The sequence below is a fragment of the Janthinobacterium sp. BJB426 genome (assembly GCF_002735705.1).
In the GTDB taxonomy this organism is placed as follows: Bacteria; Pseudomonadota; Gammaproteobacteria; order Burkholderiales; family Burkholderiaceae_D; genus Janthinobacterium.
Genome location: NZ_PDZL01000004.1, coordinates 227,012 through 245,426, shown reverse-complemented (window position 1 = coordinate 245,426; position 18,415 = coordinate 227,012). Strand labels below are relative to the sequence as shown.

The 18,415-nt window shown below is 62.9% G+C and carries 17 protein-coding genes; 11 read left to right on the top strand and 6 right to left on the bottom strand.

Annotated features, from left to right (window positions below; all coding sequences use genetic code 11):
- Positions 1 to 111 precede the first annotated feature (111 nt).
- The 9 genes from CSQ93_RS08915 (at position 112) to CSQ93_RS08875 (ending at position 9,464) form a co-directional block, all read left to right on the top strand.
- Positions 112 to 2,043 carry an AMP-binding protein gene (locus CSQ93_RS08915; RefSeq protein WP_099377747.1) on the top strand — a complete coding sequence of 644 codons (1,932 nt, stop codon included), beginning with the start codon at positions 112 to 114 and terminating at the stop codon, positions 2,041 to 2,043.
- Positions 2,044 to 2,057: 14 nt separating this feature from the next.
- The gene (locus CSQ93_RS08910) at positions 2,058 to 2,873 is read left to right on the top strand and encodes an ABC transporter ATP-binding protein (protein WP_035828489.1); all 816 of its coding nucleotides are present in this window, start codon (positions 2,058 to 2,060) and stop codon (positions 2,871 to 2,873) included.
- Positions 2,874 to 2,892: 19 nt separating this feature from the next.
- Positions 2,893 to 3,789: a branched-chain amino acid ABC transporter permease gene (locus CSQ93_RS08905; protein WP_180287991.1), complete on the top strand. Its 897-nt coding sequence runs from the start codon at positions 2,893 to 2,895 to the stop codon at positions 3,787 to 3,789.
- Positions 3,790 to 3,832: 43 nt separating this feature from the next.
- Complete coding sequence (locus CSQ93_RS08900) at positions 3,833 to 4,891, top strand: branched-chain amino acid ABC transporter permease (protein ID WP_034752817.1); 1,059 nt, start codon at positions 3,833 to 3,835, stop codon at positions 4,889 to 4,891.
- A 65-nt stretch (positions 4,892 to 4,956) separates the two neighbouring features.
- On the top strand, positions 4,957 to 6,276 hold the full coding sequence (locus CSQ93_RS08895; RefSeq protein ID WP_034752814.1) for an ABC transporter substrate-binding protein: 1,320 nt from the start codon (positions 4,957 to 4,959) through the stop codon (positions 6,274 to 6,276).
- A gap of 67 nt (positions 6,277 to 6,343) precedes the next feature.
- The gene (locus tag CSQ93_RS08890) at positions 6,344 to 7,189 is read left to right on the top strand and encodes an ABC transporter ATP-binding protein (protein ID WP_099377745.1); all 846 of its coding nucleotides are present in this window, start codon (positions 6,344 to 6,346) and stop codon (positions 7,187 to 7,189) included.
- Between the two features lie 17 nt (positions 7,190 to 7,206).
- Positions 7,207 to 7,566, top strand: a complete 360-nt coding sequence (locus tag CSQ93_RS08885; RefSeq protein ID WP_099377744.1) for an MmcQ/YjbR family DNA-binding protein — start codon at positions 7,207 to 7,209, stop codon at positions 7,564 to 7,566.
- On the top strand, positions 7,563 to 8,819 hold the full coding sequence (locus tag CSQ93_RS08880) for a phenylacetate--CoA ligase family protein (protein ID WP_099377743.1): 1,257 nt from the start codon (positions 7,563 to 7,565) through the stop codon (positions 8,817 to 8,819). Before CSQ93_RS08885 ends, CSQ93_RS08880 begins: the two co-directional genes overlap by 4 nt.
- Before the next feature lie 63 nt (positions 8,820 to 8,882).
- Complete coding sequence (locus CSQ93_RS08875; RefSeq protein WP_099377742.1) at positions 8,883 to 9,464, top strand: hypoxanthine-guanine phosphoribosyltransferase; 582 nt, start codon at positions 8,883 to 8,885, stop codon at positions 9,462 to 9,464.
- A 48-nt stretch (positions 9,465 to 9,512) separates the two neighbouring features.
- Here CSQ93_RS08875 and CSQ93_RS08870 read toward each other — a convergent pair whose 3' ends face one another.
- From CSQ93_RS08870 to CSQ93_RS08860, 3 genes are all read right to left on the bottom strand, one after another.
- Positions 9,513 to 10,466, bottom strand: coding sequence for an NAD(P)H-dependent flavin oxidoreductase (locus CSQ93_RS08870; RefSeq protein WP_099377741.1), 954 nt, complete (start codon positions 10,464 to 10,466; stop codon positions 9,513 to 9,515).
- Positions 10,467 to 10,565: 99 nt separating this feature from the next.
- Complete coding sequence (locus CSQ93_RS08865) at positions 10,566 to 11,489, bottom strand: MBL fold metallo-hydrolase (protein WP_099377740.1); 924 nt, start codon at positions 11,487 to 11,489, stop codon at positions 10,566 to 10,568.
- 7 nt (positions 11,490 to 11,496) lie between these two features.
- Entirely contained in the window at positions 11,497 to 11,724 is a 228-nt protein-coding gene (locus CSQ93_RS08860; RefSeq protein WP_099377739.1) for a DUF1289 domain-containing protein, read from the bottom strand.
- Positions 11,725 to 12,002: 278 nt separating this feature from the next.
- On the opposite strand from CSQ93_RS08860, the gene CSQ93_RS08855 reads away from it, so the two are divergent.
- Both CSQ93_RS08855 and CSQ93_RS08850 read left to right on the top strand, forming a co-directional pair.
- Entirely contained in the window at positions 12,003 to 12,416 is a 414-nt protein-coding gene (locus CSQ93_RS08855) for a CopG family transcriptional regulator (protein ID WP_034783786.1), read from the top strand.
- Positions 12,417 to 12,470: 54 nt separating this feature from the next.
- Positions 12,471 to 13,730 (top strand): extracellular catalytic domain type 1 short-chain-length polyhydroxyalkanoate depolymerase, encoded by a 1,260-nt coding sequence (locus tag CSQ93_RS08850; RefSeq protein WP_233516114.1) that lies wholly within the window; start codon positions 12,471 to 12,473, stop codon positions 13,728 to 13,730.
- On the opposite strand, the gene CSQ93_RS08845 is transcribed toward CSQ93_RS08850, so the two are convergent.
- The 3 genes from CSQ93_RS08845 to CSQ93_RS08835 form a co-directional block, all read right to left on the bottom strand.
- Positions 13,723 to 14,874: a response regulator gene (locus CSQ93_RS08845; RefSeq protein ID WP_099377737.1), complete on the bottom strand. Its 1,152-nt coding sequence runs from the start codon at positions 14,872 to 14,874 to the stop codon at positions 13,723 to 13,725. The genes CSQ93_RS08850 and CSQ93_RS08845 overlap by 8 nt on opposite strands.
- A 31-nt stretch (positions 14,875 to 14,905) precedes the next feature.
- Positions 14,906 to 17,962, bottom strand: a complete 3,057-nt coding sequence (locus tag CSQ93_RS08840; protein ID WP_099377736.1) for a response regulator — start codon at positions 17,960 to 17,962, stop codon at positions 14,906 to 14,908.
- A 97-nt stretch (positions 17,963 to 18,059) separates the two neighbouring features.
- Positions 18,060 to 18,257 carry a cysteine-rich CWC family protein gene (locus CSQ93_RS08835; RefSeq protein ID WP_099377735.1) on the bottom strand — a complete coding sequence of 66 codons (198 nt, stop codon included), beginning with the start codon at positions 18,255 to 18,257 and terminating at the stop codon, positions 18,060 to 18,062.
- Between the last annotated feature and the right edge of the window lie 158 nt (positions 18,258 to 18,415).

Sequence of the window (18,415 nt, the reverse complement as noted above, 5' to 3'; positions counted from 1 at the left end):
CTATCATTGCATAAACGCCTGACACATAAAAAACACAGAGCGCCATCCAACGAGGTGGGGCCTGAGACAAGCAACAGGGAGACACTGGTGCAAACGAATACCACAGCAGCAATGCCGACTTTTCCACGGCGCTTATTGCAACACGGGACAGTACGATCCGACAAGCCCGCCTTTCGCGAAAAACACCTGGGCATCTGGCAAACCTGGACCTGGCGCGAGGTCAACGACGAGGTGCGCGCGCTGGCCTGCGGCCTGGCCGCCATCAGCTTCCAGCGCGGCATGAACCTGGCCATCATCGGCGACAACCGTCCCCGCCTGTACTGGGCCATGCTGGCGGCGCAAAGCCTGGGCGGCGTGCCCGTGCCACTGTACCAGGACGCGCCGGCCGCCGACATGGCCTATGTGCTGCAGGATGCGGAAATCCGCTACGCCATCGTCGAAGACCAGGAGCAGGTCGACAAGCTGCTCGAACTCAAGGCCCTGTATCCGCACGTGGCCCACATCGCGTATGACGATGAACGCGGCATGCGCCATTACCGCCAGCCGGAACTGATGTCCTTTGCCGCCCTGCAGGTGCTGGGCCGGGCCTACGACCGCGAACATCCGGGCTTTTTTGACGCCGCCGTGGCAGCGGGCCAGGGCAGCGACTCCGCCGTGATCCTGTACACCTCGGGTACCACGGGCAAACCGAAGGGCGTGTGCCAGAGCCACACGGCCCTGCTGGCCGCGGGCGTTGGCGGCGTCGCCTTCGACAAGCTCACCGACGAGGAAGACATCCTGTCCTACCTGCCCATGGCATGGGTCGGCGACTGCCTGTTCTCGCTGGCGCAGGCCATGGTGGCAGGCTTCACCGTCAACTGCCCCGAGTCGGGCGACACGGTGATGATCGACATGCGCGAAATCGGCCCCACGTGCTACTTTGCGCCGCCGCGCGTGTTCGAGAACATGCTCACCAGCGTGATGATACGCATGGAAGACGCCAGCAGCATCAAGCGCCACATGTTCAGCCATTTCATGGACGTGGCCAAGCGCTGCGGCGCGCAGATTTTGGATGGCAAGCCCGTCGCGCTGGCGGACCGCCTCAGCTACAAGCTGGGCGAGCTGCTCGTCTACGGCCCCTTGAAGAACGTGCTGGGACTGTCGCGCGTGCGCGTCGCCTACACGGCCGGCGCCGCCATCGGCCCCGACCTGTTCCGCTTCTACCGCTCCATCGGCGTCAATCTCAAGCAGCTGTACGGTTCCACCGAAACCTGCGCCTATGTGTGTCTGCAACCGGACGGCAATATCAAGTTCGACAGCGTCGGCTTGCCGGCGCCCGGCGTGGAGGTGAAACTGGCGCAAAACGGCGAAGTGCTGGTCAAGTCGCCGGCCACCATGAGCGGCTACTTCAGGCGTCCCGACGCCACCGCCGAAGTGATCGACGACGACGGCTATTTCCATACGGGCGACGCAGGCGTGTTCGACGGCGAAGGCCATCTGAAAATCATCGACCGCGCGGCCGACGTGGGCAAGATGAATTGCGGCGCCATGTTCGCCCCCAACTACATCGAAAACAAGCTCAAGTTCTTCCCCTTCATCAAGGAGGTGGTGGCCTTCGGCCATGCGCGCGACCAGGTCTGCGCCTTCATCAATATCGACATCGAAGCGGTGGGCAACTGGTCCGAGCGGCGCGGCATTGCCTATTCCGGCTACACGGACCTGGCGGCGCGCGCCGAAACCTATGGCCTGATCCGCGACTGCATCGAGCAGGTCAACGCGGAACTGGCGGCCGACCCGCTGATGGACCGCACGCAGGTGCACCGCTTCCTCGTGCTGCACAAGGAGCTCGATCCCGATGACGATGAACTGACCCGCACGCGCAAGGTGCGCCGCAAATTCATCGCCGAAAAGTACGCGGTGCTCATTTCCGCCCTGTACGAGGGCAAGGCAACGCAATACATCGAGACCCAGGTGAAATTCGAGGATGGCCGCCTTGGCTCGACCAGCGCCGACCTGCAGATCTGGGACAGCAAAACGTATCGGCCCCAGGGCCTGGCCGCATGATGGAGCACAGCACGATGCAAATGAACGAACCCGACGCCCATTTCGGCACGGCCCGCAAGACGGGTCCCGTGATCCTCGACCTGAAGAATATCTCGCTGTCGTTCGGCGGCGTGAAAGCGCTGACCGACATCTCGTTCGACGTCAAGCAGCATGAAATCCGCGCCATCATCGGCCCGAACGGCGCCGGCAAAAGCTCGATGCTCAACGTGATCAACGGCGTGTACCGCCCGCAGCAGGGCGAAATCATCTACCGGGGCGAACACCGGCGCGGCATGGATTGCTATGCGGCCGCCAAATCCGGCATCGCACGCACCTTCCAGAACATCGCCCTGTTCAAGGGCATGACGGTGCTGGACAACATCATGACGGGCAGGAACCTGAAGATGAAGTCGAATTTCCTGCTGCAAGCCCTGTACTGGGGTCCGGCACGGCGCGAGGAAATCGAGCACCGCAAGAAGGCCGAAGAGATCATCGACTTCCTGGAAATCCAGGCCATCCGCAAGACTCCCGTGGGGCGCCTGCCCTACGGCTTGCAAAAACGGGTGGAGCTAGGCCGCGCGCTGGTGGCCGAACCGGACATCCTGCTGCTGGACGAACCCATGGCAGGCATGAACGTGGAAGAAAAACAGGACATGTGCCGTTTCATCCTCGACGTCAACGACCAGCTGGGCACGACCATCGTGCTGATCGAGCACGACATGGGCGTGGTGATGGATATCTCCGACAGGGTGGTGGTGCTCGATTACGGCAAGAAGATCGGCGACGGCACGCCCGACGAGGTGCGCAGCAACCAGGATGTCATCAACGCCTACTTAGGTGTGGCGCACTAGACGAGGAATAGCAATGAATATCAATTTTTTCTTTGAAGTGCTGATCGGCGGCCTGCTGTCGGGCGTCATGTACGCGCTGGTGGCGATCGGTTTTGTGCTGATCTACAAGGCCTCGGGCGTGTTCAACTTCGCGCAGGGAGCGATGGTGTTTTTCGCCGCCCTCACCTGCGTCGGCATCATGGACAAGTTCGGCCTGTCGCTGTGGCTGGCCATCCCGCTGACGATGGTGACCATGATCGTGCTGGGCATGGCGATTGAACGCGTGGTCTTGCGCCCGCTCGTCAACCAGCCGGAAATCACGCTGTTCATGGCCACCATCGGCCTGACCTTTTTCATCGAAGGCCTGGCGCAGCTGATGTGGGGCTCGCAGGTGCACAAGCTGGACCTGCCCATCGAAGACGTGCCGATGCCCTTCCTGATGGAGCATTTCAATATCATCATCTCGCAGTTCGACGTGGTGGCGGCCGGCATCTGCGCGCTGCTGGTGATCTGCCTGGCCTTGCTGTTCTCGAAAACCAAGGTGGGCCGCGCCCTGCGCGCCGTCGCCGACGACCACCAGGCGGCGCTGGCGGTCGGCATCCCGCTGCAGCGCATCTGGGCCGTGGTGTGGGGCGTGGCGGGCCTGGTGGCCATGGTGGCCGGCTTGCTGTGGGGCGCGCGCAACGGCGTGCAATTCGCCCTCACCTTCATCGCCTTGAAAGCGCTGCCGGTGCTGATCCTGGGCGGCTTTACGTCGGTGCCGGGCGCCATCGTCGGTGGCCTGATCATCGGCGCGTCGGAAAAGCTGGCCGAAGTCTATCTCGGCCCGATGGTGGGCGGCGGCATCGAAGGCTGGTTCCCGTATGTGCTGGCCCTGCTGTTCCTGCTGGTGCGTCCGGAAGGATTGTTCGGCGAGAAGATCATCCGGCGCATCTGACGCCGCACCATGCATACGATGCACCCATCACAAAGGACACGCCATGATTTACCGTGAAGCAGGACAATTCAAGACCAGCTACCAGGCTGACAACCAGATTTTCCCGATCCGGCAAGACCGCCTGGCGCTGACGGCCACGCTCCTCGTCGCCGTCTTCCTCCTGCCGTATTTCGCCTCGCCCTACATGCTGTCGGCGATCCTGATCCCCTTCCTGATCTTCGCCCTGGCGGCGCTGGGCCTGAACATCCTGACCGGTTACGCGGGCCAGCTGTCGCTGGGCACGGCCGCCTTCATGGCCGTGGGCGCCTTTGCCTCGTATAACTTCATGGCCCGCCTGCCTGGCCTGCCGCTGCTGGTGTCCTTCATCCTCGGCGGCCTGTGCGCGGCCATGGTGGGCATCGCCTTCGGCCTGCCCTCCTTGCGCATCCGCGGCTTTTACCTGGCCGCCTCCACCCTGGCGACGCAGTTTTTTGTCGTCTGGTGCCTGACCAAGATCCCGTATCTGACCAACTACAGTTCCTCGGGCGTGATCACGGTGCAGAAGATGACCATCCTCGGCTACCAGTTCGACACGCCGCAAAGCAAATACCTGCTGGTGCTGGCCATCGTTGCCGGCATGGCACTGCTGGCCAAGAACATGATCCGCTCGAACGTGGGTCGCTCGTGGATGGCCGTGCGCGACATGGACATGGCGGCCGAAGTGATCGGTTTCAGACTGATGCGCACCAAGCTGCTGGCGTTCGCCGTCAGCTCGTTCTACTGCGGCGTGGCCGGCGCGCTGTATGCCTACGCCTACCTGGGCACGGTGGAGCCGGAAGCGTACAACCTAGACCTGTCCTTCCGCATCCTGTTCATGATCATCATCGGCGGCGTCGGCTCGATTCTCGGCTCCTTCCTCGGCGCGGCCTTCATCGTGCTGCTGCCCGTCTTCCTAAACACCATCGCGCATGGCCTGGCATTGCCCACCAGCGTGGCCTCGAACCTGGAACTGATGGTGTTCGGCGCGCTGATCATCTTCTTCCTGATCGTCGAACCGCACGGCCTGGCCAGGCTGTGGCAGATCGCGAAAGAGAAATTACGCCTGTGGCCTTTCCCGCACTAGGAATTTGTACCTTGCAGTCTGATGTCGGTTGACTTGAAATCAAATAAAACAAGAGGAGACACACAATGAAACACATCAAATCGCTCATGCTGGCCGCCGCCATCGCCAGTGCCGCACTCACCATGGCCGGCAGCGCCCAGGCGCAGGACAAGGAACAGTACATCGCCCTGCCGTCCTACCGCGTGGGTCCCTACGCGGCTGGCGGTTCCGGTTTCTACGGCGGCATCATCGACTACTTCAACCTGGTCAACCAGGCCGGCGGCGTCAATGGCGTCAAGATCAGCTGGGAAGAATGCGAAACGGAATACAACCCGTCGCGCGGCGTCGAATGCTATGAACGCCTGAAAACCAAGCAGGGCGGCGCCACCCTGGTCGAAACCCTGTCCACGGGCGTCGCCTATGGCATCCTGGACCGCGTGGCGCAAGACAAGATCCCCATGACGATGATCGGCTACGGCCGCTCGGACGCCGCCAACGGCAAGGTCTTCCCCTACGTGTATCCGCTGATCTCCAGCTACTGGAGCCAGGCCGCCGCCATGATCAAATACCTTGGCGACAAGGATGGCGGCATGGACAAGCTGAAAGGGAAAAAAATCGTCCACCTGTACCACGATTCGGCCTTCGGCAAGGAACCGCTGCCCGTGCTGGAAGCGCTGTCGAAACAGTACGGCTTCGAGCTGGTGAAAATTCCCGTCGCGCCGCCCGGCAGCGAACAGCAATCGCAGTGGCTGCAGATCCGCCAGGCCAAACCGGACCACGTGATCCTGTGGGGCTGGGGCGTGATGAATTCCGTTGCCATCAAGACGGCGCAGCGCAACGGCTTCCCGCGCGACAAAATGCTGGGCGTCTGGTGGGCCGGCTCCGAGGAAGACACGATTCCATCGGGCGACGCGGCCAAGGGCTACACGGCGATGACGTTCAATACGCCGGGCAACTACCCCGTGCTTGACGACATCCGCAAGAAACTCTACGCGTCCGGCAAGGGCAACCTATCCGACCAGTCGCGCATCGGCTCCGTCTACCACATGCGCGGCGTGACGGCTGGCATCCTGTGGGTCGAAGCGATCCGCGTGGCGCAGGAAAAATTCGGCAAGGGCAAACCGATCACGGGCGAGCAGATGCGCTGGGGCCTGGAAAACCTGAACGTCGACGATGCGCGCCAGAAGGCCGTGGGCGCGCTGGGCATGTTCCCCACCGTGAAAACCAGCTGCGATGACCATGAAGGCTCGGGCGCCGTGAAAGTGCAGCAGTGGGATGGCAAGAAATGGACCGCCATCACGCCGAAATGGATCGTCGGCGACAAGGCCCTGGTGCGCAAACTGGTCGAGGAATCGTCCGGCAAGTACGCCGAAGAGAAAAAGATTACGCCGGCGTGCATGAAGTAATGCAGTAGGCGAGAGGAACCGGACCGGCTACCGCCGGTCCCGTGTTTAACATTTTAAAGAAGCAGCCATGACCCACACTGCCACGCAAGCCCCGCCCCAGGCGGACACGCCGCCGCCCTACCTGTCGGTGAACAATATCGAAGTCATCTACGACCATGTGATCCTGGTCCTGAAGGGCGTGTCGCTGCAAGTCCCGCAAGGCAAGATCGTGGCGCTCCTGGGCGCCAACGGCGCCGGCAAGTCGACCACCCTGAAGACCATCTCGACCCTGCTGCGCGGCGAACGGGGCGACGTCACCAAGGGAGAAGTCCAGTTCAAGGGCGAGCGCGTGGATCAATTGACGCCGAATGAACTGGTCAAGCGGGGCCTGTCGCAAGTGATGGAAGGGCGCCACTGTTTCGGCCACCTCACCATCGAGGAAAACCTCCTGACGGGCGCCTACACGCGCAGCCTCTCGCGCGGCGAGCTGAAAGACGCGCTGGAAAAGGTCTACCACTATTTCCCGCGCCTGAAAACCCGGCGCAGCAGCCAGGCCGGCTATACCTCGGGCGGCGAGCAGCAGATGTGCGCCATCGGCCGCGCGCTGATGGCCAAGCCGTCGATGATTTTGCTGGACGAACCGTCGATGGGCATCGCGCCGCAGATCGTTGAAGAGATCTTCGGCATCGTCAAGGATTTGAACCACAAGGAAAACGTCTCTTTCCTGCTGGCCGAGCAGAACACCAACGTGGCGCTGCGCTACGCCGACTTCGGCTACATCCTGGAAAACGGACGGGTCGTGATGGAAGGGCAAGCGCAGGAACTGGCCAGCAACGAAGACGTCAAAGAGTTTTACCTGGGCGTGTCCAGTGCCGGGCGCAAGAGCTTCCGCGACATGAAGTTCTACCGCCGCCGCAAGCGCTGGCTGGCCTGACATCGGGAGTTGCCGTCATGGATCTGGAACGGGCGAAGCAAGTGTGCCGCGGCTTTCCCGGCGCGACAGAAGACATCAAGTGGAGCAACGTGCTGGCGTTTTCCGTCGGTGGCCGCCTGTTCGCCCTGTGCGGCGCGGAAGCGCACAGCACGCGCGGCATGAGCATCAAGGTCGATGCGGAACGCTTCCTGGAATTGACGGACCGTCCCGGCTTTCGCCCGGCGCCCTACCTGGCGCGGGCCAAATGGGTGCTGGTCGCCAGCCCAGACGCCCTCGACGACGACGAAATGGCTACCCTGCTGCAGCGCTCATACAGCCTGATTGTTGCGGGACTGACGAAAAAAATGCAACGTGACATTGGAGAATCAGCAACATGACCGATACGCTCGACAGTCTGGAAGCACGCGCCCCCGAAGCGCGCGAACGCGAATTGATGGCCGGCCTGCCGCAGCTGATCGCGCGCGCGCAAAAGGCGCCGGGCTGGGCCCGCATCCTCGACGGCGTCAACGCAGCCGACATCACCAGCCGCGCCGCGCTGGCGCAGCTGCCCGTGACGCGCAAGTCCGACCTCAAGCAATTGCAGCACGACGCGCTGCCGTTCGGCGGCTTGAACACGACGCCGAAAAACGCCCTGTCGCGCGTGTTCGTCTCGCCCGGCCCCATCTTCGATCCCGAAGGCCGCGGCCCCGACTGGTGGCGCTTCGCGCGTCCCATGTATGCGGCCGGCGTGCGCGCCGGCGGCTTGCTGCAAAACTGCTTTTCGTATCACTTCACGCCGGCCGCCTTCATGGTCGAAGGGGGCGCCGCGCGCATCGGCTGCACCGTCATCCCGGCCGGTATCGGACAGACGGAAATGCAGGTGCAGGCGATGGCCGACCTGAAGCCCGACACGTATATCGGCACGCCGTCATTTCTGAAACTGATCATCGAAAAAGCGCGCGAGATGGGCGCCGACATCAGCAGCGTCACCAAGGCCGTGATGGGCGCAGAAGCCTTGCCCGAGTCCCTGCGCAGCTGGTTTGCCGAAAACGGCGTGCCGCACGTGTTCCAGACCTATGCCTCGGCCGATATCGGCAGCATCGCCTATGAAACGGCCAGCAATGGCAAGCTCAATCCCGGCATGGTCGTGGACGAAAACGTGCTGCTGGAAATCGTCCATCCGGGCAGCGGCATTCCCGTCGCGCCGGGCGAAGTGGGCGAAGTCGTCGTCACCGTCTTCAATGCCGACTATCCGCTGATCCGCTTCGCCACGGGCGATCTGTCGGCCGTGTTGATGGACGCGCAGGAGTCGCCGTGCGGCCGCACGAATACGCGCATCAAGGGCTGGATGGGGCGCGCCGATCAAACCACCAAGGTGCGCGCCATGTTCGTGCACCCATCGCAGGTGCATGAGATCGCGCGCCGCCACCCGCACATCAAAAAGGCGCGGCTGGTGGTGTCGGGGCGCATGGCCAACGACGAGATGACTTTGCATTGCGAAGTCGACGATCCGACTGACGCCAGCGGCACCGAAGCCATCATCGGTTCGATCCGCGAACTGACCAAGCTGCGCGGCGATGTGCTGCTCGTGGCCGTGGGCAGCCTGGCGCAGGATGGGAAAATCATCGACGACATGCGCGATTACAAATAAGGCCGATTTGCGGGATAATACCGGCATTGACCATCAGCCCCATTCATCGCCATGCAAGAGTCCATGCAAGAATTTCATCACAACCGTGCCCGTGACCTGATCAAGAACGCGGAACTGCTGTTCGACCAAGACGCCGTGCAGGCGTCGATCACGCGCATGGCCGATGTGCTCAACACGCGCTTCAACGCCGAGGACTCGAAAGAGTTCCCGCTGGTGCTGGGCGTGATGGGCGGCGCCGTTGTATTTACGGGCAACCTGCTGCCGCAACTGAGCTTTCCACTCGAATTCGACTACATCCATGTCAGCCGCTACGGCGACGACGACAAGGGTGGCGAGGTGGTGTGGAAAGTCATCCCCCGTTCGAACGTGGCGGGCCGCACCGTGATCGTGCTCGACGATATTCTCGACGAAGGCGAGACCCTGGCGCACGTCAAACAGCGCTTGCTGGACATGGGTGCCTCGGAAGTCATCCTGGCCGTGTTCGCGGACAAGGCCATCGGCAAGAAGAAGCCGGTACAAGCCGACATCGTCGGCCTGGTGATCCCGAACCGTTTCGTCGTCGGCTTCGGCATGGATGCGTATGGCTACTGGCGCAACCTGCCGGGCCTGTGGGCCATCAAGCCCGAGGATTTGAAGCAGGAATAAGGATGGCCTGGATGACGCGACATGCCGCGTCATCCGGCAGCAGCAAGGTTACAGCTTCAAGCGCGCGCGCGCCGCATCGTATTCGGCTTTCAGGCGCGCCACCATCTCTTCCACGCTCGGCACGTCATCCATCAAGCCCACACCCTGGCCCGCGCCCCAGATGTCGCGCCAGGCTTTGGCGCTGCCCGAGCCGAAGTTCATCGCGCTCTTGTCCGCTTCGGGCAACGCTTCCGGATCGAGTCCGGCCGCTTCGATCGATTTTTTCAGGTAATTGCCGTGCACGCCCGTAAACAGGTTCGTGTAGACGATGTCCGCCGCGCTGGAATCAACGATGGCGTCGCGGTAGCCCTCGCTGACGTTCGACTCCTTGGTCGCCAGCCAGCGCGAGCCGATGTAGGCAAAGTCGGCGCCCATGGCTTGCGCGGCCAGCACGGCGTCGCCCGTGGCGATGGAACCCGACAACGCCAGCGGACCGTCGAAGAATTTGCGCACTTCGCCCACCAGCGCGAACGGCGACAGGGTGCCCGCATGGCCGCCGGCGCCGCTGGCCACCAGGATCAAGCCATCGACACCGGCTTCCAGCGCTTTTTTCGCATGGCGGATCGAAATCACGTCATGCAGCACGATGCCGCCATAGCTGTGGATGGCGTCGAGCATTTCCTTCGGCGGCGCGCGCAGCGAGGAAATGATGATGGGGATCTGGTGTTTCACACACACTGCCACGTCATGCGCGAGGCGGTCATTCGACTGGTGCACGATCTGGTTGACGGCGATCGGCCCGACCTTCTTGTCCGGATTGGCGGCCTGGAAGGCAGCCAGTTCGGCCTGCAAATCCGTGAGCCACGTGTCGAGCAATTCGGCGGGTCGCGCATTCAGGGCCGGGAAGGAACCGACGATGCCGGCCTTGCACTGTGCCGCGACGAGGGCCGGGCCGCTGGCGATGAACATCGGCGAGGCGATTACGGGTAAGGAGAGGTTTTGCAACGCAACAGGCAATGCCATGGCGGACTCGCTGGAAAGTTGATCGGGATGAGAAATACACTGAACGTTGATTATAGTGCAGAAAAAGTACGATCGTGCTGAATTTATCGCCTGACCGTTTCAGCCTTCGTTAAGCAAGTACTCACCCTCGACCTGTGCCGCCGTGGCCCTCACCAGCTGGGACACGGCCCATTCGGCCAGCGCGGCCGCTTCCTGGCGCAGAAAGCGCCGGTTGGCCTCTTCGAAGATGGGCATGCCGCGCAGCAGCGCCGGTATCTCGGCGATGGCGATGCGCTGGCGTTCCAGCAGCAGGAACTTGAGCAGCACTTTTACCGCGTTCTGCGCATTGCGCACGGGATCGGACGCCAGGTAATCGAGGCGCGACCAGGCGCGCTGCAGGGCGCCGGCGGCGTCCTGGAATGGCCGTCCATGGCCGGGAATCACCACGCGCACGTCCAGGCCGGCGATCAGGTCCAGCGTGGCGCGCGCTTCCAGAAAACCGGAGCCGCCATCGAGTTCGGGGAAGATCACGCCAAAACCGTTTTCCCACAGGGCGTCGGCAGAGATCAGGATGCCCTCGTCGGCGCAGTAAAAAATCAGCGAGTGCGGATCGTGGCCCGGTGCGCCCAGCGCTTGCCAGCGCATGTCGGCCAACGTCAACGTGTCGCCCGGCGAGACGGTGGCGTCAAAGCCGAAGCGCGGGCATTGCTGGCCCGTGGCCTGGAAACTCAGGGCGTCGACGTCCCACGCGCGCACCTTGTCCGCTTCCGAGACGGGAATGGCCGTGTGGCAGCCGTATTGCGCTTGCAGCAGCGCGTTGCCGCCGCAATGGTCGGAATGCAGATGCGTATTGAACAGGCGGTCCAGCGGCCGGCCCGCCAGACTATGGCGCAGCAAGGCCAGGGTTTGCGGCGCATGCGTGACATAGCCGCTGTCGATCAGGGCCGTGTCATCCCTGCCCTGGAACAGGATGTTATTCGACGACAGCCAGCCGCGTTCGAACACCTGCATGGCATCGGGGAACAGCGCTGGCGATCGCGGCATGGCTTCCTCAGTAGTCGGGCTCGAAATCGAGCAGGGATACACGTCCTGGCAATTCGGCCCACACGGCGCGCTTGAAGTCGTCGTCGGCCTTGCTCCAGGCGATGATCTCGTCGAGCGTGCGCAAACAGCCTTCGCACAAGCCGCTGTTGCGGTTCATCTTGCACAGGCTGACGCAGGGCGACGGCACTGGCGAGGGGAGAGGAATGGCTGGCGGAGGTGGGGTAGCGACCATCATGGAGCGGCATCGGTAAACGTGTAGGCTTTCATTATGCCGCGAAACGGCGCCGGCGAGTCGGCGGCATCGCCATGCAATGTTTCTGTGAATAAATTTTCAAGTGAAAACATGATCAAAAAATCATCTTCTGGAAATTTATTTTGCAGCCCATTCTCACTCTACGGGTGCCCGTCCTACAGCGTTATCAGACCAAATCCTGCTTGACTTGAGATACTACACAACTATACTACCATCCATACAGATGGCAAATGGATGCCACGTGGAGTTTTTGGAGAGATATGGCCAAGCAAGACAGCAAGCCCAAAATTGGGGAATCCGAGAAAATCACGATCAACCTCGGCTTGATCGACCTGGGGCAGATCGATTTGCTGGTCCAGGAAGGATTTTATTCCAACCGCACGGATCTGATCCGTACGGCCATACGCAACCAGCTGGGTATCCACGCCGACGTGGTGAAACAAACCGTCGCCCGTAAAAGCCTGGTATTGGGCATGCAGCATTATTCGCGCGCCGACCTGGAAGCGATCCAGGCAGCCGGCCAGCGCTTGCAAATCCAGGTGCTGGGACTGGCCAGCATTGCCAGCGACGTCTCCGTGGAACTGGCACTGGCCACCATCGAGTCGATTTTCGTATTAGGTGCCCTGCACGCCAGCACCGTCGTCAAGACGGCGCTTGCAGGGCGAATTCACTAGCGTATTGGTTCGCGGCGATGACCCGGCCGATGCGCGGCACCGTTAAGGATAGTCATGAAACTACCTCTCAACATGTTGGCGCAGATGCGCGCCGCAACCCGCAATCTGATGGGCGGCGGTCCCGCCGCAGCCACCGAAGCGATCCAGCAGGCGCTGTCTGCCGCCGGCCTGACGCCGCCGGCGGCAGCCACGCAAGCGCCGCCACCGCAGCCGATGCGCGATATCAATCCACCACCTGCGTCACCACCTGCGCAGGCCCGAGCCGAGCAGCCGCAAGCTGACGCCGCGCCACCCACGCCCGCGCAGGCGGCGCAGGACTTCGCGCAGGATTTCATGGCGCGCCTGGGCGTGCCGGCCGGCCTGGGCCAGCACAGCTTCGACATGCCCAGTTTCGAGCTGCCGAATTTCCACCCACCTGGCTTCAACACGCCGGCCGCCACGCCGGTGGAGATGCCGGCCGGTGCGCAATTCATCGACGGCGTGTACCGCAACCATGCGGGCACGCGCTCCTATAAACTGTATATCCCCAGCAGCTATCACGGCCAGGCCATGCCGCTGATCGTCATGCTGCACGGCTGCACGCAAAATCCCGATGATTTCGCCGCCGGCACGCAGATGAATGCGCTGGCCGAAGAAAAGGAATGCTTTGTCGTCTACCCGGCGCAAACGCAGGGCGCCAACAGTTCGCGCTGCTGGAACTGGTTCAATGCCATCGACCAGCAGCGCGACCAGGGCGAACCATCGCTGATCGCCGGCATCGCCCGGCAAGTCATCGACGAATATCCAGTGAATGAACGCGAAGTGTTCGTCGCCGGCCTGTCGGCGGGCGGCGCCATGGCCGTCATCGTCGGTACCCTGTACCCGGACCTGTTTGCCGCCGTCGGCGTGCATTCGGGCCTACCCTTCGCTTCGGCGCAGGACTTGCCATCGGCGCTGGCCGCCATGAAGGGCGGCGCCATGCCCAATGCCCAGCGCAAGGCGCCGGCCGGCGGCGTGCCCATCATCGTCTTCCACGGCGACCGCGACACCACCGTCAATCCGCGCAATGGCGATGAACTGATCGCCCAGGGCGTGCGCAGCCAGGCAGGCGGCAAGGCGGCCAAGGCCGCATCCATCGACGGCAGCGTGCCGAATGGCCACCGCTACACGCGCACCACGCACAGCCAGGCCGATGGCTCCCCGCTGGGCGAACACTGGGTCATCCACGGCGCCGGCCATGCCTGGTCCGGCGGCAGCCATAACGGCAGTTATACGGATGGAAAAGGGCCGGACGCGAGCCGGGAAATGCTGCGCTTCTTCAAGACCGTCAGTTGATATTGTCGGTGTAGGGCGCGATCTGCCGCTGCTTGTCGGCGATCTCGCATACGCCGTCGGCATAGCGGGTGGAGATGGCGATGAACTGCTCCTGGATCTGCAGGAAGGCATCGACAATCTCGGCGTCGAAGTGCGAACCGCGTCCTTCGACGATGATCTGCACGGCCTGCGCATGGTCCATGCCCTGCTTGTAGATGCGCCGGCTGATCAGGGCGTCATACACGTCGGCCAGCGCCATCAGGCGCGCCGAAATCGGGATGGCTTCGCCGGCCAGGCCTTGCGGGTAGCCGCTGCCATCCCATTTCTCGTGGTGGCTGTAGGCGATCTCTTTCGCGTACTTGAGGAAATCGACTTCGATGCCCAGCTCGTGCTCGGCCGCCAGGATGGCGTCGCGCCCGAGCGTGGTGTGCGTCTTCATGATGGCCATTTCGTGCGGCTCGAAACGTCCGGGCTTGAGCAGGATATGGTCGGGGATGCCCACCTTGCCGATGTCGTGCAGCGGCGCCGTCTTGAACAGCAGTTCGATATTCTTATCCGTCAAAAAATCGCGGAAGCGCGGCAAGCCGCGCACCTTCTCAGCCAGCGCCTTCAGGTAGTGCGAGGTACGGCGGATATGGTTGCCCGTCTCGCTGTCGCGCGTCTCGGCCAGCGAGGCCATGGCGTGGATCGTGACGTCCTGCAGCGCCGCCACTTCCTGCACGCGGCGCTCCACCTCCGTTTCCAGGTATTGGTTCTGGTCGCGCAAGAAATCCTGCATCTGCTTCATCGCCAGTTGCGTCCTGATGCGCGCCAGCACGATGGGCGCCGAAATCGGCTTGGTGATGTAATCGACGGCGCCCAGGGCCAGGCCCAGCTGCTCGTCCGCCACTTCGCTCATGGCGGTGACAAAAATCACGGGGATGCCGGCCGTGGCGGGATCGGCCTTCAGCGCACGGCACACGTCGTAGCCGCTCATGCCCGGCATCATGATGTCGAGCAGGATCAGGTCGGGCTGGTCGCTGCCGGCGGCGATCTTCAGGGCGCGCTCGCCATTCACGGCGATCTTGGTGCGGTAATCGTCTTCCAGCACCGCGCGCAGCAGGTCGATATTGTCTGGCGTGTCATCGACCACCAGAATGGTTGGCTTGCTTGCCGGCGCTCTCATGCCCGTCCTTCGCTCTGCATAGTTATCCTTGTCACAGTGTCAGCTCCAGCGCATCGGCCACCTCGCCCAGCTGCGCCAGCGCACCTTCGAAATCGTATTGTCCCAGCATGCGCTTCAACTGGCGCGCGTGTTCCGCCTGCCCGGCCGCGACCAGCACGGGGCCAATGCCGTCCAGGTGCTTGACGGCCTGCGCATCGTCCTGCAGCAGCAGCTGCGACAATTCGCGCAAACCCGCTTCCAGGTGCGCCCGGTCCACCGGCGCCACGTACGCCACCGCCGCGCCGCCCGCCTCGGCCGCATTGCCACGCGACTGCATGGCCAGCACGACTTTCGGCACCAGCTCGTCGAGCGCCAGGGCGCAGGCGGCCAGCGCCTGCGGCAAGCCGTCGTGCGAACCCAGGCTGAGCAAGTGCTCGACCCGCGCAGCGCTGTCGGCCAGGCCACCGGCACCGATATTGCCCGCCAGGCCCTTCAAGGTATGCGCTTCGCGGATCGCGGTTTCCAGCTGGTTGTTCTCGATGGCGGCAATGATGCGCTGCATGGCGTCGAACTGGGTTTCCACAAAACGGTCCAGCAATTTTCGCATCAAAACGGCATTGCCGCCCACGCGACGCATGGCTTCCGCCATTTTCAGGCCGGCGATCACGGGCAGCTCCGCTTCCGGCTGCGGCATCACCGCCGTCATTGCCTGCGGCGTGGCCGGTGCGATCCAGCGCGCCAGGGTACCGAACAGCTGCGCCACGTCGATCGGCTTGGCGATGAAATCGTTCATGCCGGCATCCAGGCATTTTTCCTTGTCGCCCACCATGGCATTGGCCGTCATGGCGATCACGGGCAAATTCGAATAGCGGGGATCCTGGCGCAGCTTGCGCGTCGCCTGGTAGCCATCCATCACCGGCATCTGGCAATCCATCAGCACGCCGTCATAGGCGTTTTCCTCGATCTTCGCCAGCGCGATGGCGCCATTGCTGGCGATGTCGACGCGGATGCCGGCGTCGTTGAGAATATGCTGTGCCACTTCCTGGTTCACTTCATTATCCTCCACCAGCAGCAGCCAGGCGCCGCGCAAGGCGCGCTCGTCATCGCGGTAGCTGCTCTGGCGCTGCGTCTTGCGGCTCTGTCCCGTCACACCGCCAAACACGAACGATATCTGGTCGAGCAGGGTCGAGGCGCTGACCGGCTTGTTCAAGACGCCGTCGAACGGCAAGTCCCGCTGGCGCGCCGCTTCCAGCAGCGCTTCGCGATGGAAGGCCGTGACCATGATGCAGGCCGGCGTCGCATCGATGCCGGCGGCATCGGCGCGGATGCCGGCCAGGGTATCGAGGCCGTTCATGCCCGGCATTTTCCAGTCCATCAGTACCAGTCCGTACGCTCGCCCCTCGGCGCGCGCCTGCGCCACGGCGCCGATGGCCAGCACGCCGCCAGACACGGCACGCGCCTCGAAGCCCAGCGCCGTCAGCATGCTGACGAAGATTTCACGCGCACTGGGGTTGTCATCGACCACCAGCACGCGCAGGCCCTGGAACTGCTGCTGATGCTGCAGTTGCGGCAGGCTGTCGCGCGGCACGGCGGCCAGGCCGAAGCGGGCCGTGAAGAAAAAGGTGCTGCCCACGCCCGCTTCGCTGACCAGGTCGATCTCGCCTTCCATCATTTCCACCAGGCGCTTGCTGATGGTCAGGCCCAGGCCCGTGCCGCCATGGTGGCGCGTGGTCGAGGTGTCGGCCTGGGTAAAGGCCTGGAACAATTTGCTGCGCTGGGGCGGCGTCAGGCCTATGCCCGTGTCGCGCACATCCACGCGCAAGACAGCCGCACGTTCTTCCAGCTGCTGCAAGCGGATGGTGACGACGATCTCGCCCTTGTCCGTAAACTTGATCGCGTTGTTGGTGAGATTGATCAGCACCTGGCCCAGGCGCAGCGGGTCGCCCTGCAATGCGTTCGGCACGTCGGGGGCGATGTCGAACAGCAGTTCCAGTCCCTTGTCCTGGGCACGCATCACGGACAGGTCGGCGATCTGCGCCAGCACGTCCTCGAGGAAGAAATCGACTTTTTCAAAGGCCATCTTGCCCGCCTCGATCTTCGAGAAATCGAGGATGTCGTCGATGATGGCCAGCAGGTTCTTCGAAGCCGATTCCACCTTCTCCAGGTAGTTGCGCTGGGTCGACGTGAGGTCCGTCTGCAGCGCCAGGTGGGTCATGCCGATGATGCCGTTCATCGGCGTGCGGATTTCGTGCGACATATTGGCCAGGAAGTCCGATTTCATCTTGGTCGCATCCTCGGCCACTTCGACGGCGTGGCGCAGGTCCTGCTCGACGGCCAGGCTGGTGCTCATGTCCTTGAGCGCCTGCAGCAATTCGCCCGTCTCGTCGCGCGACGTCACTTCGATGACGGAACTGAGGTCGCCATTGGCCACGCGCGTGGCGATCGCCACCGCCTCGCCCAGCGGACGCGTGATCGAGCGCGCCGACCAGGCAAAGGCGAGACCCGTCAGCAAGGCTGCCAGGCCGATGCCGCCCATCAGCAGCAGCGAGGTATCGATGTCGTTGCGTATCCTGGCCGCGCTGTCGCGGATCAGCTGCTGCTGCAGGTCGTCGAGCTGGCCCACGTACAGCAGCACTTTTTCCAGCACCGGCAAGGTCTGCGTCTGTATGGCCTGCTCGGCGCGGGCATCCTCGCCGCGCTCGATCAGTTCGAACATCGTCTTGAGCGAAACATAGTAATCGGCGCGGGCCAGGTGCATCTGTTCCAGCAGGCGCCGTTCCTCGGGCCGCGCATCGAGACCGTCGAGAATGCGCACCTGCTCATCGATGCCCTGCTTGATCGCTTCCAGGCGCGCCTGGTTTGCCTGGCGCAGCGCCGGCTCGTGCTGGTTCGGCAGGTTGCCGATGCGCGTGGCCGCCTCGCGCGCCAGCCCGTGGATCTTGCTGGTCGCCTTGGCGGCGACCCAGTCGCGCTGCAGGATATCGTCGGTCTCGGCGCGGATGGCATAGATGCGGCTCCCCGCCAGGACGATAACGACCAGCATCAGCACGATCAACATGGCATAACCGGCATTGATGCGCACGCCGATGCGGATATCCCTGAAACGCATGAGAGTTTCCTATCAGAAATTCTTAAAAACCGAAGTCTGAACGTATTCCCCTACAAAATGCAAGGTCTTTTGCAAAGGAAAAAGCGCGCCGATAGGCTTATTTGGCCGGCGTTGCTGCCGGGGGCGTCAAGCTGGCGATATGGGCTTGCAGGCAGGCGGGACACCAGCAGCCCGCGGCGGCGCTGCCGGGCACGGGAACGGCTGGCGGCAGGGCCACGCACCAGCAGGGTTCCTTGGCGTCCGGATCGCGCTGGCCACACTGGAAGGTGGCGCCGCAGAGAGTGCACTGGCTCATGGCTGTGTGTGAATTGGCAAGTGTGTGTCATGCTGCGCCGGGATGCGACGCAGATGTAACTGGCAGTAAAAGGGCTGGCTGGGGAACATATCGGGCCAGACTATAGGATCATCAGGGAAAATACAACAAGATCGCCCTATAATGCCTCCAAGATTTTC

Coding starts and splice junctions, on each gene's coding strand:
- CSQ93_RS08915 (WP_099377747.1), top strand. CDS start 112: ATGCCGACTTTTCCACGGCGCTTATTGCAACACGGGACAGTACGATCC.
- CSQ93_RS08910 (WP_035828489.1), top strand. CDS start 2,058: ATGCAAATGAACGAACCCGACGCCCATTTCGGCACGGCCCGCAAGACG.
- CSQ93_RS08900 (WP_034752817.1), top strand. CDS start 3,833: ATGATTTACCGTGAAGCAGGACAATTCAAGACCAGCTACCAGGCTGAC.
- CSQ93_RS08895 (WP_034752814.1), top strand. CDS start 4,957: ATGAAACACATCAAATCGCTCATGCTGGCCGCCGCCATCGCCAGTGCC.
- CSQ93_RS08890 (WP_099377745.1), top strand. CDS start 6,344: ATGACCCACACTGCCACGCAAGCCCCGCCCCAGGCGGACACGCCGCCG.
- CSQ93_RS08885 (WP_099377744.1), top strand. CDS start 7,207: ATGGATCTGGAACGGGCGAAGCAAGTGTGCCGCGGCTTTCCCGGCGCG.
- CSQ93_RS08880 (WP_099377743.1), top strand. CDS start 7,563: ATGACCGATACGCTCGACAGTCTGGAAGCACGCGCCCCCGAAGCGCGC.
- CSQ93_RS08875 (WP_099377742.1), top strand. CDS start 8,883: ATGCAAGAATTTCATCACAACCGTGCCCGTGACCTGATCAAGAACGCG.
- CSQ93_RS08870 (WP_099377741.1), bottom strand. CDS start 10,466: ATGGCATTGCCTGTTGCGTTGCAAAACCTCTCCTTACCCGTAATCGCC.
- CSQ93_RS08865 (WP_099377740.1), bottom strand. CDS start 11,489: ATGCCGCGATCGCCAGCGCTGTTCCCCGATGCCATGCAGGTGTTCGAA.
- CSQ93_RS08860 (WP_099377739.1), bottom strand. CDS start 11,724: ATGATGGTCGCTACCCCACCTCCGCCAGCCATTCCTCTCCCCTCGCCA.
- CSQ93_RS08855 (WP_034783786.1), top strand. CDS start 12,003: ATGGCCAAGCAAGACAGCAAGCCCAAAATTGGGGAATCCGAGAAAATC.
- CSQ93_RS08850 (WP_233516114.1), top strand. CDS start 12,471: ATGAAACTACCTCTCAACATGTTGGCGCAGATGCGCGCCGCAACCCGC.
- CSQ93_RS08845 (WP_099377737.1), bottom strand. CDS start 14,874: ATGAGAGCGCCGGCAAGCAAGCCAACCATTCTGGTGGTCGATGACACG.
- CSQ93_RS08840 (WP_099377736.1), bottom strand. CDS start 17,962: ATGCGTTTCAGGGATATCCGCATCGGCGTGCGCATCAATGCCGGTTAT.
- CSQ93_RS08835 (WP_099377735.1), bottom strand. CDS start 18,257: ATGAGCCAGTGCACTCTCTGCGGCGCCACCTTCCAGTGTGGCCAGCGC.